The sequence below is a fragment of the Shewanella loihica PV-4 genome (assembly GCF_000016065.1).
Lineage (GTDB): Bacteria > Pseudomonadota > Gammaproteobacteria > Enterobacterales > Shewanellaceae > Shewanella > Shewanella loihica.
In genome coordinates, this window is sequence record NC_009092.1 from 931,576 (window position 1) to 953,531 (window position 21,956).

Below are 21,956 nucleotides of genomic sequence, written 5' to 3' on the forward strand. Positions count from 1 at the left end.
CTGCATTTGCAGTGCTGCTCACAAATTGTGCTGAGTTTGTTGGCTTACGCCGTGGCGGAATTAGTGCGATTTGAGGTGGATCACACTCTGCCCTTAGCGGGTCATCTTCTTGACGAACACCACCACGAACAGGGCGATGGTAAAGCTGCCGGTGAAGGCCTCGACGGCCGCGATGGCGCGGGAATAGCCTATGGGGGTGAAGTCGCCATAGCCTAGCGTGGTGAAGGTGACGACCGAGTAGTAGATGCAGTTGAAGAAGAGCGCCAGGTTGGTGGTGAGATCGTTTTGCCAGTTGAACACATGGATATTGCCGTCGTAGTTGAGGCCGGTAAACAGGTAGAGCAGGGCGCAGACGAATATAAGCCCCATGGAGAAGCCGATCACCCGGGTGGGAGCCTCGCCATAGCCGCAGAAGATGTCGATCATCTTGGAGAGGATGCGCGAGTAGCTGTATTTGGGCATCTGATGGCGGCGCATGGTGAGCTCTTTACGCAGGTAGTCGCCCCCCATGGCAAACAGGCCTTCGCGCTCGGCGGCCTTGCGCAGATCCCGGTAGATCTCCTCGGCCTGTTCGAAATAATCCAGGGCTATCTCGTTTTCGCCCACTCTCTCTGCCTCGTTGGCCAGACGTTCCTGCCTGAGGAGCTTGCCGGTATTGATGTTCTCTATCTTGGCGCCGTTCCACTTGATCCCCAAGAGGTTGGTGCCCACCAGATTGGCGCAGTGAACATTGGCTTCGCGCAGATCTGCTTTCATCAGGCTGGCGTGTTGCAGGTTGAGGTTAAACATGTGCGCGCCCTGTAAATTGGCGCGATACAGCTCGGCGTGGCTCATGTCGAAGCCCGTCTTCTGATGGTGTCTCACTAGGTCGATGCCGGGCAGGTTGGCCCGCTTGAGGGAGATGCCCCGCAGCATGCCACCGTTGCGGGCGAAGGCCTCCAGACGGGCGATATCTTCCGGCTTATCTTTAATTATTTTAGGATCATGCCAATAACAGAGCCCTGAGGCTTCGGCCGGCTCGGTGCAGGAGAAACCTTCGTCTTCGTGATAGCAGCATTGGTTCGTCTGTTTCATATTGAACAGTATAGCCAGCCTGCCGAAAAGGGGCGGGGATTCTCCCCGCTGCCGGAGCCGGGCAAGAATGGCGTTTTTTGCGATGAAATTCGCTCAATTAGCACTGCTTCGCCCCTATGCGAAAAGGGACGATTGCGTTAAAATACCGCGTTTGCATTCCTGCCAATCGAATTTTAAGTAGAAAGAGTCATGTTTGAAGTAAATCCGGTTAAATTTAAAATCAAGGAGCTGGCCGAGCGCACCCAACTTCTTCGGGGGTATCTTTGACTACGATGCCAAGAGTGAGCGTCTAGAAGAAGTCAGTCGAGAGCTAGAGAGCGCCGACGTTTGGAACAATCCCGATAATGCCCAGGCCCTAGGTAAAGAGCGCGCCTCACTAGAGGCCGTAGTCAAGACCATAGACGATATGGACAGTGGCCTAGAGGATGTGGAAGGTCTGCTGGAGCTGGCCGTCGAAGAGGATGATGAAGACACCTTCAACGACGCCAACAGCGAGCTGGCGGGTTTAGAGAAGCGCCTGGAAGAGCTGGAGTTCCGCCGCATGTTCTCGGGTCCGAACGACGCCTCTGATTGCTACCTTGATATTCAATCGGGTTCTGGTGGTACCGAGGCGCAGGATTGGGCCAACATGGTGCTACGCATGTATCTGCGCTGGGGCGAAGCCAAGGGCTATAAGCCTGAGCTTATCGAAGTCACCGACGGCGATGTCGCCGGTATCAAGGGCGCCACCATCAAGTTTACCGGCGAGTACGCCTTCGGTTCGCTACGCACCGAAACCGGGGTACACCGTCTGGTGCGTAAGTCGCCGTTCGACTCCTCGGGTAAGCGTCATACCTCGTTCTGCTCTGTGTTTGTCTATCCGGAGATCGATGACTCTATCGAGATCGATATCAATCCGGCGGATCTGCGCATCGACGTTTACCGCGCCTCGGGCGCCGGTGGTCAGCACGTTAACCGTACCGAATCTGCGGTGCGTATTACCCACTTGCCGACCAATACCGTGGTGCAGTGCCAGAACGATCGTTCACAGCACAAGAACAAAGACACGGCGATGAAACAGCTGAAAGCTAAGCTGTTCGAACTGGAAATGCATAAGCAAAACGCAGAGAAGCAAGCCGCCGAAGACGCCAAGTCTGATATCGGCTGGGGCAGCCAGATCCGCTCATACGTGCTGGACGATGCCCGTATCAAAGATCTGCGTACCGGCGTGGAAAACCGTAATACCCAGAGCGTCCTCGACGGCGATCTGGACAAGTTTATTGAAGCTAGCCTGAAATCTGGCCTTTAACGAGAGAAGAAGATGACTGAACAAACTCAAGACGAAAACAAGTTAATTGCAGAGCGCCGTGCCAAGTTAGATCACGTTCGCGCTTCTTGCCCTGCTAACGGTCACCCGAACAACTTCGATCGAAAACATAAGGCTGCCGACATCCAGGCCGAATATGGTCAATACAGCAAGGAAGAGCTGGAAGAGATGAATGTCCAGCGCTCTATCGCCGGTCGTATCATGGCTAAGCGTGGCCCCTTCTTGGTTATCCAGGACGTGAGCGGTCGCATCCAGGCCTATGCCGGTAAAGACGTTCAGAAAGATCTTAAGGCCAAGTATCAAGGTCTGGATATCGGTGACATTATCGGTGTGACCGGCCAGCTGCACCTGTCTGGCAAGGGCGACCTCTATGTCAACATGGAAGAGTACCAGCTGCTGACCAAGGCGCTGCGTCCGCTGCCTGAGAAGTTCCACGGCCTGACTGACCAGGAGACCCGCTACCGTCAGCGTTATGTTGACCTCATCGTGAACGAAGAGTCACGTGCGGCCTTCATTATGCGCTCTAAAGTGGTTACCGCTATCCGTAACTTCATGGTAAGCAAAGAGTTTATGGAAGTGGAAACCCCTATGATGCACAGCATCCCGGGTGGTGCCTCTGCGCGTCCTTTCATTACTCACCACAATGCGCTGGATATCGAGATGTACCTGCGTATCGCGCCTGAGCTATACCTCAAGCGTCTGGTGGTTGGTGGTTTCGAGCGCGTGTTCGAGATCAACCGTAACTTCCGTAACGAAGGCCTGTCGCCACGCCATAACCCAGAATTCACCATGATGGAATTCTATATGGCCTATGCCGACTACAAAGATCTGATGGACCTGACCGAAGAGATGCTCTCTTCGATCGCCAAAGATCTGCTGGGTGATACCAAGCTGCCATACGGCGAGCACACTATCGACTTCGGCGGTCCATACGAGCGTCTGAGCATGCTGGATGCGATCAAGAAGTACAACCCAGACAACGAGACGATTCAGTCTATGACCTATGAAGAGGTTAAAGACGTCGAGTTTATGCGTAACCTGGCCAAGAGCCTGGGCATGACTATCGAGAAGTTCTGGACCTGTGGTCAGCTGCTGGAAGAGATCTTCGGTGAAACCGCCGAGCCTAAGCTGATGCAGCCTACCTTCATCACTGGCTACCCGGCAGATATCTCACCGCTGGCCCGCCGTAACGATGAAAACCACTTCATCACCGACCGTTTCGAGTTCTTCATCGGCGGTCGCGAAGTGGCCAACGGCTTCAGCGAGCTGAACGATGCGGAAGATCAAGACAAGCGCTTCAAGGCGCAGGTCGATGCTAAAGATGCGGGCGACGATGAAGCCATGTTCTATGACGCCGACTACATCACGGCGCTGGAGCACGGTCTGCCACCGACTGCCGGTCAGGGTATCGGTATCGACCGTCTGGTGATGTTGTTTACCAACACCCACACCATTCGTGACGTGATCCTCTTCCCGGCGATGCGTCCTCAGGGATAAGCAGGCAACGCTTAAGAAAAAAACCAGCCCCAGGGCTGGTTTTTTTATCTGCGTCATTTGCAGCTAAAGTGACCGTCTGAGATGAAGTTTTAGATTAAACCACTGATAAGTTACTCTATTTCTAGTATAAGATGGGTTGGGCCGCTGCCCGCGCCATTTTTTGTCGGGGCTAACACACTTTTGTTAAATTAAGGTTAATTTATCGCATTTGCAGGTGTCCATTACGACTATTTGGCGATAAGCTAGCGAAAAGGATTCAGGGATAGTGACACTCGGTCGTCGCTCTCGGAGTAGGATAGTGATAGATATCAAGATTCCAGATGAAGCGTTACAAGATTGGCAGGAAGCGTTAGAGACCCTAGCCCAGGCGTTTGATGGCAGTCTTTTCCTGTTAGCCCTCACCGCCAGCGATGGTCTGACGCCACAGCTTAGCCTGTGCGATGACAATCAGGTCCATCGCCAGAGTGTCGCCCAGCTTTGCGCCCAGGGACTCAGCCTGTTTCGAGACTATATCGAACATCCCCATCATCCCCGTGAACCTGTCGATGTCGGCGGCATCATACTGCATCCGCTCTTCTGGCCTTCCCAGGCCCTCTATGGCGCCCTGTGTCTGGTGCCAAACGAACAAGCCAACCACAATAAGCGGCTAAATACTCAGGTCAAGCTGACCTGTCAGGCGATGCAATATGCCCTGATTAACCTCTATCAGACCCATCGCCAGCAGTTAATAGAGATAGCGCCGCAAGCGGCGCCGAATGTGGATCTGCAACTCTTCATCGACAGCCTGCAGGAGCATGTGTGGATGAAGGATGTGGCGGGGCGCTATGTGCTGATCAACCACAGCGTCGAGATCGCCTGGGGGCGTAGCAAAGAGCAGCTGCTCAATCGCACCGACGATGAGATCTTCTCCCCCGAGCTGGCCGAAGAGTTTGTTCAGGGGGATTATGAATCAATCGTGCGCGGCGTGCAGGTGACTGCCGCCGAGTGCGAGGCTAAAGATATCGACCAGTCCAACTCCTGGCTGGAGACCACTAAGGTCCCGGTCGTCTCGCCCGACGGCACTCTGGAGGGAGTGATCGGCATCTCCCGTAACATCACCTCCCATAAGGCGGCCCAGGAACAGCTGGAGCTGGCGGCCAACATCTTCGAAAACTCGGTGGAAGGTGTGGTGATCACCGATGCCAGCGGCAATATCATCGAGGTTCATGGCGCCTTTACCGAGATCACCGGCTATAGCCGCGACGAGGTGCTGGGGGAAAATCCACGCATCTTAAATTCCGGCCGTCACGACAAGGCCTTCTTCGAGCGCCTGTGGCGCTCGTTGCTGACCAACGGCAAGTGGCACGGTGAGATCTGGAACCGCCGTAAGAGCGGCGCCATCTATCCAGAGCAACTCACCATCAGCTCCATGTATGGCGACGATCATCAGGTGCGCTACTTCGTCGCCGTGTTTGCCGATATCTCGGCCCAGAAGCAGAGCGAGAAGGAGCTGGCGCGGCTGGTGTACCACGACCCGCTGACCAAGTTGCCTAACCGCATGATGCTGTCGGCCAACCTGGAGCAGGAGCTGAGACACGCCGCCCGTGAAGAGACGGAGCTGGCGCTGATCTTCATCGACGTGGATCTGTTTAAACATATCAATGACAGCTACGGCCATGTGACCGGCGATGCCATCTTGGTGGAGGTCGCCAGACGTCTGGGACAGAAGCTGGGGGAAGAGGCGACCCTGGCCAGGCTGGGCAGTGATGAGTTTATCGCCGTCCTGCCCCATGTGGAGAGTGACGACAGCGTCTCCCTCATGGTGAGTCGACTGCGCGAAGCCTTCGATGCGCCCTTCTTGCTGGATGATGAAGGCAGCGTGCGCCTCACCGCCAGCATGGGGGTGGCCATCTATCCGGGTGATGGCGAGAGCGGCGACACCCTGCTGCGTAACGCCGACACCGCCATGCACAGGGCCAAGGCCAATGGCCGCAACAACTACGCCTTCTATACTCAATCTCTGACCCTGGCTTCGGTGGAGCATCTTAAGCTACAGAGTGCGCTGCACGATGCCATCAACAAGGATGCCTTCTATCTGGTGTATCAGCCCAAGTTGGCGCTGGGCACGGGTCAGTGTGTCGGCTTCGAGGCGCTGCTGCGCTGGGAAGACCCACAGCTTGGCACTATCTCGCCGGCCATCTTCATCCCTGTGGCAGAAAATATAGGCCTGATCAACGAGATAGGTCTCTGGGTGCTGAAACAGGCGGCGACTCAGGGGGCTCAATGGTTAGCCGAGGGCAAGCGCTTTGGTCGCATCTCGGTGAACGTGGCCGGGCCTCAGTTGCAGCAGAAACAGTTTTGCGCCCAGGTGAAACGCGTGCTCGACGAGGCGGGACTGCCGCCCGAGTATCTGGAGCTTGAGGTCACCGAGAGCTGCATGATGTCCGATCCCCTGGCGGTGATCGAGGTGCTTAAACAATTGGGTGAGCTCGGGGTCGAGCTGTCGGTGGATGATTTCGGGACCGGCTATTCGTCGCTGAACTACCTGAAGCGTCTGCCCATACATAAGCTGAAGATAGATCAGTCCTTCATTCGCGATATTCCCAGAGACGGTAACAACACGGCAATCGCCAAGGCGGTGATCGCCCTTGGCCATGCGCTGAATCTCTGCATCATTGCCGAGGGGGTGGAGACGCCGGAGCAGGCGGCCTTCCTCGAGGCGGCGGGGTGCGATCAGGCCCAGGGCTATCTCTACAGCAAGCCCAGAATGGTCGAGGAGCTAGCCGAGTTCTTAGGTTAGCCCTAGGGCTAGTACTTAGATTAGCGCTTGGGCTAACGTCTGGCTTAGCCTAGTGTCGCGAGCGATTTAACTTCGCCTGGCTGCAGCGTGCCCAGGCGGATATCGCCTATGCGCACCCGCACCAGCCTCAGGGTGGCAAAGCCCACGGCGGCGGTCATCTTACGCAGCTGACGATTCTTGCCCTCGGTAATGGTGATCGCCAGCCAGCTGGTAGGCCCGTGGCGGGCGTCTCTTATCTTGCGTCCCCGCGGCGGTAGGTCTGGCGCCTGGTCGAGGCGGCGCGCGCGGCAGGGTAGGGTGCGATACTTCTCGCCCTTGATGCCTATCTCGACCCCCTCGCAGAGGCTCGATATCGCCTGCTCTGTGATTTCGCCATCGAGCTGCAGGTAATACTCTTTCTCGATCGACTTGCTGCGCACAGCGTGGCTGGTCTTGCCATCTGTGGTCAATAGCAGTAATCCCTCAGAGTCATGATCCAGCCGGCCGATCGCCATGATGCCCGTTGGGAAGTTGGCCAGCTCACCAAGTAAAGGCTTACGTTTACGCCGCTCGCCGACAAACTGGCTCAGATAGCCGTAAGGCTTAAAGATCATGAAGTGTTGGGCAGGCGTGTTCTCCTGGCTCTCGCCTTGAGTCGCCTCCCTTGAATCTGAGGTCACTTTTAAAGGGCTATCTTCTGCGGTCGTGACTTTTGCTGGTATCGGGGCTGACTTAGAGGCTGCCATACGGGCTGATTTAGAGGCTGGCTTATAGGCTAACATGGGCTTCTCTGTGGTAATGGGCCTGGATAGTTTACCACGAATGGCGCGGCGTTTTTATGGTCAGATTAATAATGACAACGCTGTCATTTGTGGTTATAGTAATGTTAATTTCTCTCATCGGCGCCTTGAGCTGCTGCAGCCAGCCGCCGTGAGAGGGCGTTAACTACCAGGGCCGAGACGAATCAAATCATGCAAATTGTTATTCTAAAAGATAGCGCCGAGGTGGCGGAATATGGTGCCAATCTCATCATCAATCAGCTTAAGCGCAAGCCAGACTCTGTGCTGGGGCTGGCGACTGGCTCGACCCCTGTGTCTCTCTATCAGCGTCTGGTGGCGGCCAATCAGGCGGGCGCCGTCTCTTTCGAGGGGGTGACCAGCTTTAACCTGGACGAATATCTGGGGCTGGAGGGCAGTCATCCCCAGAGCTATCGCTATTTCATGGACAGCCAACTGTTCGATGCTATCGACATCAATAAGGCCAACACCCATGTGCCGCCGGGGGATGCCGAAGATCCCATCGCCGCCTGCGAGGCCTATGAGGCGCAGATCCAGGCCGCCGGCGGCATAGATATTCAGCTTCTCGGCATAGGCCGTAACGGTCATATCGGTTTCAACGAGCCCTCATCTGGCCTGATGTCACGTACCCGGGTCAAGACGTTGACCCAGGCGACTATTGAGGACAATGCCCGTTTCTTCGCCGAGGGGGAATATCAGCCCCATCTATCGATCACCATGGGGATTGGCACCATTTTAGATGCCAAGAAGGTGCTGCTGCTGGCCACAGGTGAGAGTAAGGCCGACGCCATTCGCGCCGCGGTTGAGGGCGCCCTGAGTGCAGCCTGTCCGGCATCGGCGTTGCAGCTGCATCGCGACGCAGTATTGGTGATCGATGAGGCGGCGGCATCTAAGCTGGCCGACAAGGAGTTTTATCGTCATATCGAGGCGGAGAATCAGCTGCTGCAGGCCAGGCTGGCGGCCCTCAAGGCCGGTGAGTAGTAACTGCTATTGGTAAACAAAGGGCGTCTCTCACTGGAGGTGCCCTTTCTGTTTTGTGGCCTTGCCATGGCAAGGCCTTGTTATTAATCGGCTCTTTGCTGGTACTAAGAGCTGGTACTAGGATTTGGTATTAGGAGCCGATGTTAGCTGCCGGTGCCGGTTTCCAACACCCTGATTTTTGACTATGTTATGACAGATACAACTAGGCCAGACCATTTTGTGCCAGCCACAAGGGTTATCGCCATCCTGCTAAGGAACTCGTCATGCTAAAGAAACTCCTGATACTCGTACTCCTGCTACTCTCATCCCCCTTTATTGCCGCCTTGTTTATCGAAGAAGATTACCGTGTGGATACCCAAATCGTTATCGACAGGCCGGCGGACCAGGTATTCGACTTCTTGAGAAAGCTCAAAAACCAGGATGAATTCAGCGTCTGGGCCAAGATGGATACGGCCATGGAGAAGAGTTATCGCGGCGAGGATGGCGCAGTCGGCTTTGTCTCGAGCTGGCGCAGCGACAACCCAGATGTCGGTGCGGGAGAGCAGGAGATCATGGCGATCTTCCCCGGCAAGCGTATCGAGTATGAGCTGAGATTTAAGACGCCCTTCGAGGCGGTCTCGCCCGCCTATATCACCACAGATGCCCTGGGGCCGAACCGGACCGAGGTGCATTGGGGCTTTAGCGGCCACATGGCCTATCCCATGAATATATTGCTGCCGCTGATGCAGGTGGATGCCATGGTAGAGCGGGATCTCAGCCAGGGGCTGAGTAACCTCAAGACCCTACTCGAGAGCAAGTGACGGAGATGGCGATGGAAAAGTACAACTTCTTTGCGTCTTTGCCGGATGACCTCACCCTGGAGGCGTTCGAGCCTCTGGTGGAAACCGGCGGCGTGTTGATCGAGCGTATTGTCTCTAAGGCCCACCGCACGCCAGAGGGGCAATGGTACGATCAGGACAGAAACGAGTGGGTCATGGTGCTTAAGGGGGAGGCGAGCTTAGTGTTCGAGGGCGCCGAGGTGGTGCACCTTAAGATGGGCGATCACCTGAATATTCCTGCCCACTGTCGCCACAGGGTCAGCTGGACCAGCGAGCAGGAGGAGACCCTCTGGCTGGCGGTGCATTATTGAGTATAAGGCGACCGGCATTAGTTAAAGCCGAGGCTCGAGTGGTATCTGAGCCTGATGAATGGCTGGCTTGGTGAAAAAATGCGCGATATCGAGGTGTTTTGTGAGCCAGGTCTGTTATAATCGCGCCCCTAATTTTTATCTATCTGTGATCTGATTCGAGACTCTTCATGGACAAGCCTGAGATTTTTATCCCCGATAGCGCCGCCAGTGCGCCGGTAACTACCCGCTCAAACCGCCTCGAGCTCTTGGCCCCCGCCAAGAATGCCGACTATGGTATCGAGGCCATCAAGCATGGTGCCGACGCCGTTTATATCGGTGGCCCAGCTTTCGGTGCCAGGGCGACTGCCGGCAACAGCGTCGAGGATATCGCGCGTCTGTGTGAGTTTGCCCACCGCTATCACGCCCAGGTGTTTGTCGCCATCAACACCATCTTGATGGACGATGAGCTGGACGCGGCGCAGAAGTTGATCTGGCAGGTGTATGAGGCCGGTGCCGACGCGCTGATAGTGCAGGATATGGGGGTGCTTCAGCTGGATATTCCACCAATCGCCCTGCATGCCAGTACCCAGATGGATAACCGTAATCCAGAGAAGGTTGCCTTCTTAGAGCAGGTAGGCTTCTCACAGGTGGTGCTCGCCCGTGAACTGGGCCTGAGTCAGATCCGCGACGTGGCAGCTAAGACCAATATGCAGCTGGAGTTCTTCATTCACGGCGCCTTGTGCGTTGCCTACAGCGGCCTGTGTAACCTGAGTCATGCCTTCAGTAACCGCAGCGCCAACCGCGGTGAATGCTCGCAGATGTGCCGTCTGCCGGGGGATCTCAAGACCCGCCAGGGTGAGGTGTTGGCGCAGAACGAACATCTGCTGTCGCTCAAAGACAACAACCAGACAGATAACCTGGAGGCGCTGATCGACGCCGGTATCCGCTCCTTTAAGATCGAGGGCCGCCTCAAAGATCTCAGCTATGTGAAGAACGTGACCGCTCATTATCGCCAGGAGCTGGATAAGATCATCGCGCGTCGCCCCGAGTTTGTGGCATCGAGCCACGGCCGCTGCGAGCACAGCTTCACGCCTAACACTGAGAAGACCTTCAACCGTGGCCGCACCGACTACTTCGTCAACGAACGTAGTCAGGGGGTCAGCGATTTCCGCTCACCGAAATATATCGGTGAAGAGGTGGGCAAGGTCGCCGCCCTGGGTAAAGATTTTATTCAGGTAGAATCGAGCCACAGCTTCAACAACGGTGACGGCCTATGTTACTTCCCGCCTAATTATGAGAAGGCCAAGCAGTCTGACGATAAGCTGCAGGGGCTCAGGGTCAACCGCGCCGACGGCAACAAGCTGTATGTGATCGCCGTGCCGGGCGATCTTAAGGTAGGCGCCACCCTGTATCGTAACCATGACCAGGCGTTCGAGACAGTGCTGTCCAAGGAGTCCTCCAAACGCATCATCAAGGTGGACATGACGCTGAGTGATACCGAAAAAGGGATCGCCCTGACCATGACGGACCAATATGGCCTGAGCGCCACGCGCGAGCTGGAACTCGACAGGACCCCGGCCACAGACACAGAGAAGGCGCTGAAGAATCTGCGTAAGCAGCTGGGTAAGCTGGGCAGCACGGACTTCGAGGCCCGCGAGATCAATATCGAGACTGCCAGTCCCTGGTTTATGCCGGCCTCCCTGCTTAATGGCCTGCGCCGTGACACGGTTGCCGCCCTGGAGCTGGCGCGCGTCGAGGGCTACGAGCGTCCTCAGGCATGGAAATACAACCAAGACGCCGTCTATCCCTTTAAGCATCTGAGCTTCATGGGTAACGTGGCCAACGAGAAGGCGAAAGACTTCTACACACGTCATGGGGTGATCGAGATAGAAGACACCTATGAGAAGAACGGCGTGACCGAGGATGCGCCGTTGATGGTGACCAAGCACTGCCTGCGGTTTAACTTTAACCTATGCCCGAAAGAGGTGCCCGGCATCAAGGCGGAGCCGCTGCAGATTGAGATAGGTAAAGATGTGCTTAAGCTGGTCTTCGACTGTCCTAAATGCGAAATGATGGTTGTCGGCGCTAACCGTCAGGTATAGGCTAGGGAACAAATTAAGTTCACTTTCAAGGAGATCAAATATGGGACTGTTAGATGCGCTGATGGGCAATGCTGCCGAAGTGAACCTGGATGAATTAGCCCAGGAGCTGGGGCCCATCATGGGCGATAACGAGCAGTTAGCGCTGGCTTACCGTGTCATCCGCGACATGTTTGTGTTTACCAACAAGCGACTCATCCTCATCGACAAGCAGGGCGTTACCGGCAAGAAGGTGAGTTATCACTCTGTGCCCTATAAGGCGATCACCCATTTTGAGGTGGAAACCGCCGGGACCTTCGACATGGACGCCGAGTTAAAGTTATGGATCTCGGGGCAGAAAGATCCCCTGGTGAAGGAGCTGAAGAAAGGCACCGACGTCGTGGGCATTCAGAAGACGATTGCCAACTTTTCTCTATAACACTAGTTCGCTTTAACGCGACGCGCCCTCGTTATTTTTAAGCCCAGGCCTAGCCCTGGGCTTTTTGTTGCCAGTTCCAGCCTGGGGTCGAGAGCAGATCTTGCCCCACTATCCTGGTCTGCCCCAGCTGCTTGTCGAGTTCGATTAGCTGACACTGCTCAAATTCGTTGAGGGCATTGATCAGCCGATTGGCGTGGGACACCACCCAGAGCTGACACACCTTAGTTGCCTTGGCGATAAGCCGGGCCAGTGCAGGTAACAGATCCGGGTGCAGGCTGGTCTCCGGCTCGTTGAGCACCATCAACTCAGGCGGCCTTGGGGTGAGCAGGGCGGCGATCAGCAGCAGATACCTTAGGGTGCCGTCAGACAGCTCCTGGGCGTTGAGGGGTCTTAGCAGTCCCTGCTGGTGAAAGTTAACGCTTAACAGGCCACCGGCCTGGTAGCCTATGGTGACATGGGCGCCGGGAAAGGCATCACTCACCGCCTCATCGAAGCTTTCCCTATCGCCTATCTCGAAGATGGTCTGAATCGCCGAGGCCAGATCCCGGCCATCATGGTGCAGCACTGGGGTGCGGGTGCCCAGCTGTGGCTGACGCGCGGGCGCCTCGCTGTCGCTGCGGAAATGATCGTAGAAGCGCCAGGCACGGATGCTGTCTCTGAGCCTGAGCACCTCGGGCGTGCGGCTGGGATCCGACAGCTCGGTGAAGATGCTGTCGCCATGCTGCATATGCTGATTCAGGCTCTGCCAGCCATCTTGCCCTCGTTGCTGGGCGCGCCCCTTCACCATGGGGCCACGTCGCTCAACCAGTACGGCGGCGGGTCGATACTTGTTGCCGACCCAGATTGCCTCGCGTTTTATTTGAGGATCTAGCCCGAAGAGGGTGGTGTTGTCTGGCTTGGGTAGCCCAAGCTCGATGAGGTAGCTGAACTCATCGCCGGCAAAGCCCAGTTTCAGTCGCTTGGTTTGCTGCCGTACCGTAGGGGTTATCTCGGTGTCGCCGCTCAACATCCCCTTGGTGAGATTTTCGGGTCCCGCCCAGAAGCAGGAGTCCAGTCCGCCCTCCTGGGCCAGGGCATTGACCACGCCACCTTGGGCCGTCTGTGCCAGCAGGCGTAGCGCCTTGTAGAGGTTGGACTTGCCACTGCCGTTGGCGCCCGTGACCAGATTGAGCCGTCCCAGGGGCAGGCGTATGTCTCGCAGCGAACGGTAGTTATTGATGGCTAAGGTGGTCAGCATGGCGCTCTTTTTTGTGGTTTGAGTATTGGTTTTAGTCGTGGTTTTCGTTGTTGTGGTTGAGCATGAGTCTAATTTTGGCTTGGGGCCATAGTGGCATCTTTACTTGCTAGATGCCATAAGCGCTCCGGCGTGAGGCGAGCTTGTTCCTGTAGCTGCTTATCCCTGTTTCTGCTTGGCCAGATGCGCCTTGCGCTCCGGGGTATAGTGCCACCAGGGCTGGGACGCTTCCCCTTCCATGAAACGCACCGCGGCGATAAACACATCTATGACACAGGGATCGTGACGACACTGGGCGATGGCTTCGAGCTGGGCGTGCATCTGATACGGATCCTGCCCGATAAGCTCCTTGGGGTGATGTAGGCCGAGTTTGTAAAAATCCTCCGACGTGGCCTTACCCACGTTGGGGATCATGGTGAACTCTGTGATGGTATCGCGGGCTGACATCTGGTTTCTCTTCTTATCTGTGTGGTTTTAAGTGTACGGCGTTTAACGCGGCTTGTCAGCGGTTCCCTAGGCCAGCAAGGCATAACCGACCGCGACTAGCATGGCGACGGCGAAGAAGATGCGCAGCGCCCTTGCGGCCTTTGGCCTGGAAAATAGCGGGCGTAGCAGGCCGCCGAAGATCAGCCAGAGGCTATCTACCAGAGTCGCGACCAGCAAGGCGCAGATCCCAGTGGCCAGATAACCCAGGGCCGTGTTCTCCAGTGGCAGTAAAAACTGGGAGAAGATGGCGAGGAAGGCGGCATAGGCCTTGGGATTAAGCAGGTTGAGGATAAAGCCATCTTTGAAGCTTGGCGCTCGCTGCGCGTCATCTAACTGGGTGCAGGGGGCGCTGGCAATCTTATAGGCGATGAAGGCGATATAGGCGGCGCCGAGCAGTTGACAGGTGAGCCTGAGGTCGGGAAAGCGGCTAAACAGGGCGGCGAGCCCAATGCTGGCGCCTATGATGGCCACCGAGAGCCCAAGGAGTATGCCCGCCAGGAAGGGGGCGCCGCGTCTTATGCCAAAGGTGGCGCCAGTGGCGGCCAGTGCCAGCGGCGCAGGGCCGGGTGAGCCCAGGAGTAATCCGGTGGCGGCGATTAACGAAACGATTGATTCCAACATGCCAGGCTCCTTGTGGCTCGCTTTTAATGGGCAACCCATTTGCCCGGATAGAGCATCTTAGCCTGATTGGTTTATCTGTAAAGCCATGGGGGCGATTTGGCGCGGCGCCTCGCTGCAAGGCTAACGCTACACCTAGCACTGCCCTCTTGGTAACTCGGCGATAAACCTGGCGATAGAACTTGCGATAAACCTAGGGCGACACCTCGCGAGATCTGCACAGGTTTCATTACACTTTCGAAATCCTACCTATCGGGCCGGTGCGGGCTGCTTGAGGATATCTTGCTGCCAGCGCTCGGCGAGAAAATCGATGAAGTGGCGAATCAGATGTTGCTGATAGCTGCGCGACAGGTAGACGGCCCACAGCGTCTTGCCCGGCAGGTGATATTCAGGCAGCAGCTCGACCAACTCTCCAGAGGCCAGATGGGCATTGGCGAGATCGCAGGGCAGGTGAATGAGCCCCTTGCCCCGCATTGCCGCCTTGATGAGCACGCCCATGTCGTTGGCCTGTAGGTTACCGCTGATCTTTTTTTCAATATTTTGATTGTCTTTGACAAACAACCAGCGGGTTTGGCTGGCGTGCAGCAGGCAGTTGTGCGCCGTGATATCGTCGAGGCTGGTGATGGGCTCATGGCCAGCGAGATAGTCAGGCGAGGCGCACAGCACTGAGTCTATATGCATCAGGCGACGGGCGATCAGGCTCTCATCGGGCTGCTGGGTGTAACGCAGGGCGATATCAACCCGCTCATCGACCAGCTGCACCATCTCATCCGACAGCTGCAGCTGCACCTTGACTTCGGGATGCTCGCGGGTGAAGTCATCGACCGCATCGAACAGCAGCGCCTGACCCAGGCCGATGGGGGAGGCGATACGTATGCTGCCGACCAGCTCCTGCCTATGACGCTGGGCGCGGTTTTGCAGCGCCGCGACCTCATCGAGGATCTTCTGACAATAGATGAAGGCCTCCTCGCCCTGCACGCTCAGGCTAACGCTGCGGGTGGTGCGATGCAGCAGGCGCAGTCCCAGCCAACGTTCCACCTCCTGAATATGGCGGGAGACCTGTAGTCGGCTGAGGCCTAGTTGTTCGGCGGCTTGGGTAAAGCTGCCGCAACTGGCCACCTCGACGAAGCTACGGATCGCGCTGATCTTATCCATTCTAGTAACCTTATTTTGTAATCCAAATTAGTAACACAAAGTGAAACAATGATGCTCTATCTAAGCTGTTTATCACGATAGGTGGGCTAAGTAAACTGATGCCAATTTAGTCAGATAGTGAGGAACAGAAGATGAATATAGCGATTATTGGCGCCACGGGTTGGATAGGCAGCACCTTGATGCAGGAAGCCTTAAGCCGCCAATTGCCGGTCACCGCCTTGGTGAGAGACTCGGCTAAATTAAGCGGTGAGTTAGCCGGTCAGGTCACGGCGCGGGTCGTAGATCTCGAGCAGGGTATCGACCCTCAGGTATTCGAGGGGATCGATCTGGTGATCGCCTCCGTGGGTGGACGAGCCTCTGGCCAGCATCAATTGGTGCCCCAGAGCGCCAAGGCGCTGCTGGAGCTGCTGCCCAAGACTCAGGTTAAGCGCCTGCTGTGGGTCGGCGGCGCCGGCAGTCTCGAGTTGGCCCCGGGCCAGACCCTGGTACAATCGCCAGGATTCCCGCCTGAGTACAGGGATGAGGCTTTAGCCCAGGGCGAAGCGCTCGAGGTATTCAGGGCTAGTGACTCGCCGCTTAACTGGACCTTTGTCAGCCCGGCGGCAGAGATCTATCCCGGCGCCAGCGAAGGGCCCTATCGTATCGGCGGCGATAGGTTCTTTACCGATGAGGAGGGACGCAGCCGCATCTCGGTCGCGGACTACGCCAAGGCGATGCTAGATCTAATTGATTCAGACAACTATGCCCGCCAGCGGATCAGCGTGGCTTACTAGAGTCGAGAAGAGGCGCATTAGGGCCTGAAAAACAAAAAAGCCACTCTATGAGTGGCTTTTTTAATGGCTTTTGGCTCAGCCTATGGCTTTTGGCTCAGCCTATGGCTTTTGGCTCAGCCTATGGCTTTTGGCTCAGCCTATGGCTTTTGATTTGGCCTATGGCTTAACCGTCTTTACGCCTTCAGGGGTGCCGACCAGCAGGACGTCGGCGCCGCGGTTGGCGAACAGGCCGTTGGTGACCACACCAACGATCTGATTGATCTGCTCTTCAAGCGCTTTTGGATTGAAGATCTTCATGTTGTAGACATCCAGGATCACGTTGCCGTTATCTGTGACTACGCCCTCACGGTAGACAGGGTCACCGCCTAATTTGACCAGCTCGCGGGCCACGTAAGAACGTGCCATAGGAATCACTTCTACCGGCAGCGGGAACTCGCCCAATACCTCGACTTCCTTAGTGTTATCCACGATGCAGACGAACTTGTCGGCCACGGCGGCGACAATCTTCTCGCGGGTCAGCGCGGCTCCGCCACCCTTGATCATGTCCATGTGGCCGTTGATCTCGTCGGCGCCATCGACATAGACAGAGAGCTGATCGACAGAGTTCAGGTCGAATACCGGGATCCCCAGCGCCTTCATCTTCTCGGTCGAGGCCTCAGAGCTAGACACTGCGCCTTCGATATCGGCCTTCATAGTGGCCAGTGCATCGATAAAGTGGTTAACGGTCGAGCCGGTACCCACGCCGACAATACTGTCTTTCTCTACATACTCGAGCGCGGCCCATCCGGCGGCTTTTTTCATTTCATCTTGAGTCATAAGGAGTTCCTATAAGGATAAACGAAGCATTTTGTCGTCATTATACCTCTAGTTCTCCTCTGGAGTATGTCAAATGACGCAGTTTGTTGCTTTAGCGCAGAATTTATTACCCAGATCCCAGGGGAAATTTGTGTGAAATCTCCCAACTTGGGCCTGCGACTGGGGTTTTGTCTGGCGCCCTCTGGAAAAATGTATTGAGGCAGAGTACTTTAGCTCTCAACAAGTGTACTTTAGCTTGCAGTTAGCGTTAAAGATTGGCGCTTAATTCGCGAGAGCGCCCTCACGCCCAAGGCGGTGGGTAAAGGATATAGAAGAGAGTAAGGAGAGAGCATGGCGGGCGCGAGTCTGTTAACCCTGTTGGATGATATCGCGGCAATATTGGATGATGTCGCCCTGATGAGTAAGGTGGCGGCGCGCAAGACGGCCGGTGTGTTGGGGGACGATCTGGCGTTAAACGCCCAGCAGGTGTCTGGGGTGAATGCGGACCGTGAGCTGCCCGTGGTGTGGGCGGTGGCTAAGGGATCGCTGCGCAACAAGTGTATCTTGGTCCCGGCGGCGCTGCTGATCAGTGCCTTTATCCCCTGGGCGGTGACGCCGCTTTTGATGTTCGGTGGCCTGTTTCTCTGCTATGAGGGTTTCGAGAAGGTATATCACTCCCTGACCCACAAGCATGAGCCTGCCATGAGTCAGAGCGAGATGGCTAAGGCGGCGGAGGATCTTAAGGCCTTCGAGAAGCAGAAGGTGGCCGGCGCGATTCGTACCGACTTCGTGCTCTCGGCGGAGATCATCGCCATCACCCTTGGAGTGGTGGCCGAGAGTAGCTTCATGACCCAGGTGGTGACCCTGGCGATCATCGCCGTGCTGATGACAGTCGGTGTCTATGGCCTGGTGGCGGGCATTGTTAAGCTAGATGATGCCGGGCTCTATTTGAGTCAGCGTCAGGGGGATGGCCTGCTGCGCCGTCTGGGGCGTAAGCTAGGTGGTGGCTTGGTAAATGCGGCGCCTTATCTGATGCGTGGCCTTACCGTGGTAGGCACCATCGCCATGTTTATGGTGGGCGGCGGTATTCTCACCCATGGGATACATCAGATTGCCGAGGTGTTCGAGCAGGCGGCCCATTGGGTGGCTGGGCTTACTATAGTCGGGCCTGTCTTAGCCTGGATGACCCCGAGTCTGCTCAACGCCCTGTTTGGTGTCTTGGTGGGCGCGGTGGCCCTTGTCGTGATGTCGCTGATTGGGCGGCTTCGCAACTGATATTTGGCCGTTAGATGTAGCATAATGTATCAGTAACAACTTGTATCTTATATTGTTTTCTAATTTAGTGCCTCGTAACATCCCTAAGGTGACACGCGTTGGGGACTGTGATGAAAAAGCAAATAAGAGAGAAGTTGGCACTGGGTATTCTGCTGCTTTTGGGCTTAACCGCCTGCGGCGGTGAAGAGGGCAGCAATGGGGCGATAGTCAATCCGCCGGTGACCGGCCCCGTGCCCGAGATGAGCATAGACGCCTGCTTCACCATGATCACGAGTCTGGGGGAGGTTGGGTTAGGCATCGATAGCCGCCATACGCCGCAATCGGCCGCCAACTTCATCGGCTATGTCGACGACGGCTTTTACGACGGTACCCTGATCCACAGGGTGATCCACAACTTCATCATCCAGGGGGGCGGATTTACCTCTGGCATGGTGCCTAAGCCCGGCAAGGCGCCCATCAAAAATGAGGCCAGCGTAGGCTTTAGCAACCTCAGGGGCACCCTGGCCATGGCGCGCGCCCGTCAGAGCGATTCGGCAACCTCGCAGTTTTTCATCAACACCTTAGACAATCCGCAGCTGGATTATAGCGCCAGCAGCGAAGGCTACGCCGTGTTTGGCAGGGTGTTGTCTGGCATGGAGGTGGTGGATCAGATTGGCATAGTCGCCACCACCCGGGTGGGGGATTATAGCGACGTGCCGCTGGAGGAGATAGTGATCGAACGTATCGCCCCCAGCGAGTGCCCTATGCTGGAAGAATGATCGTCTAAGCGCCGCTTGCCTGATGATGTTTGACCAGATCTATCATTGCCTGGGCGGCGAAGGAGAGGCTGAGATCTTTACGCCAAAACAGGCTCATCTGCCAGCTGAGATCCGTCTGGGTCAGGGGGCGGGTGATAACGGCGTCTGGGCGGTAGCGCTCGGCAATAAATTTAGGCAGCAGCATCAGGCCGATCCCGGCGGCCACCAGGGCGACGCCAAATTCCGGCTGATTCACCTGGGTGGGGTTCTTGATGCTCACACCAGCATGCAGGCAGGCATTGATCACCATCTCATGCAGAGAAAACTCAGACTCAAACAGGATCTGCGCCTGGCCATCGAGCTCGCCAAGGGGGATCTCTGAGCGCCTGGCTAGCGGATGCTCGCTGGGGAGTACCACCACCATGGGCTCGGTATGGATGGCGATCCCCTCATAGCGATCCTTGAGATCGATAATGCCGGTGGCGAGTTCAATTTCACCCTGTTGCAGTGCCTGGGTCTGCTCGACGCCGCCGCGAACCAGCAGCTGGGTCTCTATCTCAGGGTAAGCCTGGCGATACTTGGCGATGATGGGGGCAAACAGCTCGGCGCTGCCCAGCGGCGCCAGCCCCAGTTTTAGTATGCCGCGATTGAGGCCCTTCAGTTGTGCCAGCTCCTCCATCATCGTCTGCTTATCTTCCAAAAGCCTGAGGGCGTGGCGGTAGACCACCTCGCCATGGGGAGTGAGCTGCACCTTAGTGCCGCGTTTGCCGCGGGTGAGCAGGGGCAATGCCAGCTCGGTCTCCAGCTGGGCGATAGACTTGGAGAGGGCGGGCTGGCTGATATGGATCCGCTCGGCGGCGCGGTTAAAGCCTCCCGAGGCGACGATCTCGACGAAGTAGTGTAGTGCCTTAAGATCCATAAAATAGCGTTTGGTAATTTATTTTATAAATAATATTCATTTTTTTTATTTAAATGGCAAGCGTAAGATCGCCATATCATCTCGTTAGACAGAGTTTTTCATGGCAACTTATCTCCCCCCACTTAGAAACTTGCTGCAGCTGTTGTTGCAGGTGGGGTTATTGTCTCTACTGGCCCTGGCCGCCCAATGGTTGGTGACTCGCCTGGCACTGCCGCTACCCAGCGGCGTGATTGGCTTGGCGGCGCTTCTAGCCCTACTGGCGCTTAACTGGCTGCCGGAGCGTTTCGTGGCCCGCGGCGCCGCCTGGCTGCTCGGTGAGCTGCTGCTCTTCTTCATTCCGCCCGTGGTGGCCTCGATGCATTATGCGCCGCTGCTGGAGCAGTATGGTGTCAGCCTGCTCTGCACCTTAGTGCTGGGCAGTGTCAGTGTCTTGCTGATCACCGGCTTCGTGATAGACAGGGTCTTCAAGTATGAGCGCCGCCTCAGACAGGCCGGCGCGGCCAAAGCGGTGGGCGTCTGATATGTTGGCTTCCATGCACCTGTCGCTGCTTGGCCTTGCTTGTTTGCTGGCGACCCTGGTCAGCTATGGCCTGAGTAAGCGTCTCTATCGCCGCTACGGTCACTGGTGGCTGTCGCCCATGGTGCTGACGCCGGGCTTCTTGCTAGCCTTGGTGGTGGGGTTTGCCATTCCGCTGCCCACCTACTTCGAGTACAACCACTACCTCAGTTTATTGCTGGCACCGGCGACCATCGCCTTCGCCCTGCCTATCTACCGCGAGCGCCATCTTATCCGCCGCTATCCGCTGACCCTGAGTCTGGGTGTGTTGACCGGCCTGTTGGCGGGCTTGGTCTCCTCCTGGCTGCTGACTAGGGTTATCTATCTGCCGCCCGAGCTGTCCCACAGCTTGCTGGTGCGTTCGGTCTCGACCCCCTTTGCCCTGGAGGCGACCCGCGAATTTGGCGGCGTGCCGGATCTCACCGCCGTACTGGTGTTGATGACGGGGGTGCTGGGCATGTTGCTGTGTGGTCCTGTGTTCAGGCTGGCGAAGATCTCTAGCCCTTTGGCTAAGGGCGCCGCCTTAGGCGCCAGTGCCCACGGGGTGGGGGCGGCCAAGGCCGCCGAATATGGCCGGGAGGAGGGCGTGGTGGCTAGCCTCACCATGATCTTTACCGGCATCGCCATGGTGGTCGGTGCGCCGCTATTCGCCTATCTGCTGGTCTAGCCGGGCGTTACCGGCTTGAGCGGTTGTCTGTTCTGTTGCCTCATTGTTTTAGCAGTGAGGCGCACAGCTTAACGAAGTCCGACGAGGTCAGGATGCCGATCACCTTGTGATTGTCGTCGACCACAGGCAGGCAGCCCAGCTTGTTGTCGATGAAGTAATCCACCACGACCGCAAGTGGCTCGTCCAGCGTGACCCTCTGAAATTCCCTATCCATGATCTCGGCCACCGAGGTGCGCCGCTCCTGACGATCCAGCCCTTCGTTGCCGTAATGGGTCAGCATGCCCATGACGGTGCTGATCATCTTCTTGTGCGTCAGTATGCCCACCAGGGTGCCGTCGGCTTCGCTGATGACGGGCAGATGGCGCACGCCGCGGCTACTCATCAAGAGGTGGGCATCCTTGGTGGTGGCCTGATCGCTGATGCACACAGTGTCTGTGGTCATGATATCGCTGACTCTCATGGTCGACTCCTTCAACTATGGGGATGCCTTCATCATAACAGCTATTTACGCCGTGGTTGAAAAATGCACACAGGCAAGTGATGGGTACGACCTCTGCTTGGCGAAAAATGCTGTGACATGGCGATAAGCAAGCCTCTGTCGAGATGTTCTGCTGCCGCCGCTGTGGCCCTTAGTCGAAACTAGCGGTTGCCGTGATCATAATAATTTTGCAATATTGTTAATTGATAATTAGAGTCATTAGAC

22 protein-coding genes are annotated in these 21,956 nt (G+C 56.5%); 13 read left to right on the top strand and 9 right to left on the bottom strand.

Annotated elements, in window-relative coordinates:
* Positions 1-93: 93 nt before the first annotated feature.
* The gene (locus tag SHEW_RS04180) at positions 94-1,074 is read right to left on the bottom strand and encodes a pentapeptide repeat-containing protein (protein WP_011864616.1); all 981 of its coding nucleotides are present in this window, start codon (positions 1,072-1,074) and stop codon (positions 94-96) included.
* A 189-nt stretch (positions 1,075-1,263) separates the two neighbouring features.
* Here SHEW_RS04180 and prfB point away from each other — a divergent pair.
* From prfB to SHEW_RS04195, 3 genes are all read left to right on the top strand, one after another.
* A protein-coding gene (gene prfB, locus SHEW_RS04185; protein ID WP_190272406.1) for a peptide chain release factor 2 occupies positions 1,264-2,362 on the top strand; the annotation gives its coding sequence in 2 pieces (ribosomal slippage) (positions 1,264-1,338 and positions 1,340-2,362; 1,098 coding nt in all).
* 12 nt (positions 2,363-2,374) lie between these two features.
* Positions 2,375-3,877, top strand: coding sequence for a lysine--tRNA ligase (gene lysS, locus SHEW_RS04190; RefSeq protein WP_011864618.1), 1,503 nt, complete (start codon positions 2,375-2,377; stop codon positions 3,875-3,877).
* 298 nt (positions 3,878-4,175) lie between these two features.
* Positions 4,176-6,656, top strand: coding sequence for a sensor domain-containing protein (locus tag SHEW_RS04195; RefSeq protein ID WP_223294762.1), 2,481 nt, complete (start codon positions 4,176-4,178; stop codon positions 6,654-6,656).
* Positions 6,657-6,700: 44 nt separating this feature from the next.
* Here SHEW_RS04195 and SHEW_RS04200 read toward each other — a convergent pair whose 3' ends face one another.
* Entirely contained in the window at positions 6,701-7,249 is a 549-nt protein-coding gene (locus SHEW_RS04200) for a pseudouridine synthase (protein WP_011864620.1), read from the bottom strand.
* Between the two features lie 357 nt (positions 7,250-7,606).
* On the opposite strand from SHEW_RS04200, the gene nagB reads away from it, so the two are divergent.
* The 5 genes from nagB to SHEW_RS04225 all read left to right on the top strand — a co-directional run bounded on the left by nagB (position 7,607) and on the right by SHEW_RS04225 (position 12,038).
* Complete coding sequence (gene nagB, locus SHEW_RS04205) at positions 7,607-8,413, top strand: glucosamine-6-phosphate deaminase (RefSeq protein ID WP_011864621.1); 807 nt, start codon at positions 7,607-7,609, stop codon at positions 8,411-8,413.
* A 263-nt stretch (positions 8,414-8,676) separates the two neighbouring features.
* Positions 8,677-9,213, top strand: coding sequence for an SRPBCC family protein (locus SHEW_RS04210; protein ID WP_011864622.1), 537 nt, complete (start codon positions 8,677-8,679; stop codon positions 9,211-9,213).
* Between the two features lie 11 nt (positions 9,214-9,224).
* Positions 9,225-9,542, top strand: a complete 318-nt coding sequence (locus SHEW_RS04215; RefSeq protein ID WP_011864623.1) for a cupin domain-containing protein — start codon at positions 9,225-9,227, stop codon at positions 9,540-9,542.
* Between the two features lie 167 nt (positions 9,543-9,709).
* On the top strand, positions 9,710-11,623 hold the full coding sequence (locus SHEW_RS04220; RefSeq protein WP_011864624.1) for a peptidase U32 family protein: 1,914 nt from the start codon (positions 9,710-9,712) through the stop codon (positions 11,621-11,623).
* 40 nt (positions 11,624-11,663) lie between these two features.
* On the top strand, positions 11,664-12,038 hold the full coding sequence (locus SHEW_RS04225) for a PH domain-containing protein (protein ID WP_011864625.1): 375 nt from the start codon (positions 11,664-11,666) through the stop codon (positions 12,036-12,038).
* A gap of 49 nt (positions 12,039-12,087) precedes the next feature.
* Here the strand turns inward: SHEW_RS04225 and SHEW_RS04230 are convergent, their stop codons facing one another.
* The 4 genes from SHEW_RS04230 to SHEW_RS04245 form a co-directional block, all read right to left on the bottom strand.
* On the bottom strand, positions 12,088-13,275 hold the full coding sequence (locus SHEW_RS04230) for an AAA family ATPase (protein ID WP_011864626.1): 1,188 nt from the start codon (positions 13,273-13,275) through the stop codon (positions 12,088-12,090).
* Positions 13,276-13,431: 156 nt separating this feature from the next.
* Positions 13,432-13,719, bottom strand: a complete 288-nt coding sequence (locus SHEW_RS04235) for a helix-hairpin-helix domain-containing protein (RefSeq protein WP_011864627.1) — start codon at positions 13,717-13,719, stop codon at positions 13,432-13,434.
* A 66-nt stretch (positions 13,720-13,785) separates the two neighbouring features.
* Complete coding sequence (locus SHEW_RS04240) at positions 13,786-14,379, bottom strand: LysE family translocator (protein ID WP_011864628.1); 594 nt, start codon at positions 14,377-14,379, stop codon at positions 13,786-13,788.
* Between the two features lie 246 nt (positions 14,380-14,625).
* Positions 14,626-15,531, bottom strand: coding sequence for a LysR family transcriptional regulator (locus tag SHEW_RS04245; protein WP_011864629.1), 906 nt, complete (start codon positions 15,529-15,531; stop codon positions 14,626-14,628).
* Between the two features lie 131 nt (positions 15,532-15,662).
* Here SHEW_RS04245 and SHEW_RS04250 point away from each other — a divergent pair, with 131 nt between their 5' ends.
* Complete coding sequence (locus tag SHEW_RS04250; protein ID WP_011864630.1) at positions 15,663-16,304, top strand: NAD(P)-dependent oxidoreductase; 642 nt, start codon at positions 15,663-15,665, stop codon at positions 16,302-16,304.
* 156 nt (positions 16,305-16,460) lie between these two features.
* Here the strand turns inward: SHEW_RS04250 and rpiA are convergent, their stop codons facing one another.
* Positions 16,461-17,120: a ribose-5-phosphate isomerase RpiA gene (gene rpiA, locus SHEW_RS04255; protein ID WP_011864631.1), complete on the bottom strand. Its 660-nt coding sequence runs from the start codon at positions 17,118-17,120 to the stop codon at positions 16,461-16,463.
* 330 nt (positions 17,121-17,450) lie between these two features.
* On the opposite strand from rpiA, the gene SHEW_RS04260 reads away from it, so the two are divergent.
* Together SHEW_RS04260 and SHEW_RS04265 are read left to right on the top strand one after the other, a co-directional pair.
* Positions 17,451-18,374 carry a DUF808 domain-containing protein gene (locus SHEW_RS04260; RefSeq protein ID WP_011864632.1) on the top strand — a complete coding sequence of 308 codons (924 nt, stop codon included), beginning with the start codon at positions 17,451-17,453 and terminating at the stop codon, positions 18,372-18,374.
* A gap of 110 nt (positions 18,375-18,484) precedes the next feature.
* Complete coding sequence (locus tag SHEW_RS04265) at positions 18,485-19,132, top strand: peptidylprolyl isomerase (RefSeq protein WP_011864633.1); 648 nt, start codon at positions 18,485-18,487, stop codon at positions 19,130-19,132.
* 4 nt (positions 19,133-19,136) lie between these two features.
* Here the strand turns inward: SHEW_RS04265 and SHEW_RS04270 are convergent, their stop codons facing one another.
* Positions 19,137-20,030 carry a LysR substrate-binding domain-containing protein gene (locus tag SHEW_RS04270; protein WP_011864634.1) on the bottom strand — a complete coding sequence of 298 codons (894 nt, stop codon included), beginning with the start codon at positions 20,028-20,030 and terminating at the stop codon, positions 19,137-19,139.
* Between the two features lie 100 nt (positions 20,031-20,130).
* On the opposite strand from SHEW_RS04270, the gene SHEW_RS04275 reads away from it, so the two are divergent.
* Together SHEW_RS04275 and SHEW_RS04280 are read left to right on the top strand one after the other, a co-directional pair.
* Positions 20,131-20,550, top strand: a complete 420-nt coding sequence (locus SHEW_RS04275) for a CidA/LrgA family protein (protein ID WP_011864635.1) — start codon at positions 20,131-20,133, stop codon at positions 20,548-20,550.
* Between the two features lie 13 nt (positions 20,551-20,563).
* Entirely contained in the window at positions 20,564-21,253 is a 690-nt protein-coding gene (locus tag SHEW_RS04280) for an LrgB family protein (protein ID WP_011864636.1), read from the top strand.
* 40 nt (positions 21,254-21,293) lie between these two features.
* On the opposite strand, the gene SHEW_RS04285 is transcribed toward SHEW_RS04280, so the two are convergent.
* Positions 21,294-21,713, bottom strand: coding sequence for a CBS domain-containing protein (locus tag SHEW_RS04285; RefSeq protein WP_011864637.1), 420 nt, complete (start codon positions 21,711-21,713; stop codon positions 21,294-21,296).
* Positions 21,714-21,956 lie beyond the last annotated feature (243 nt).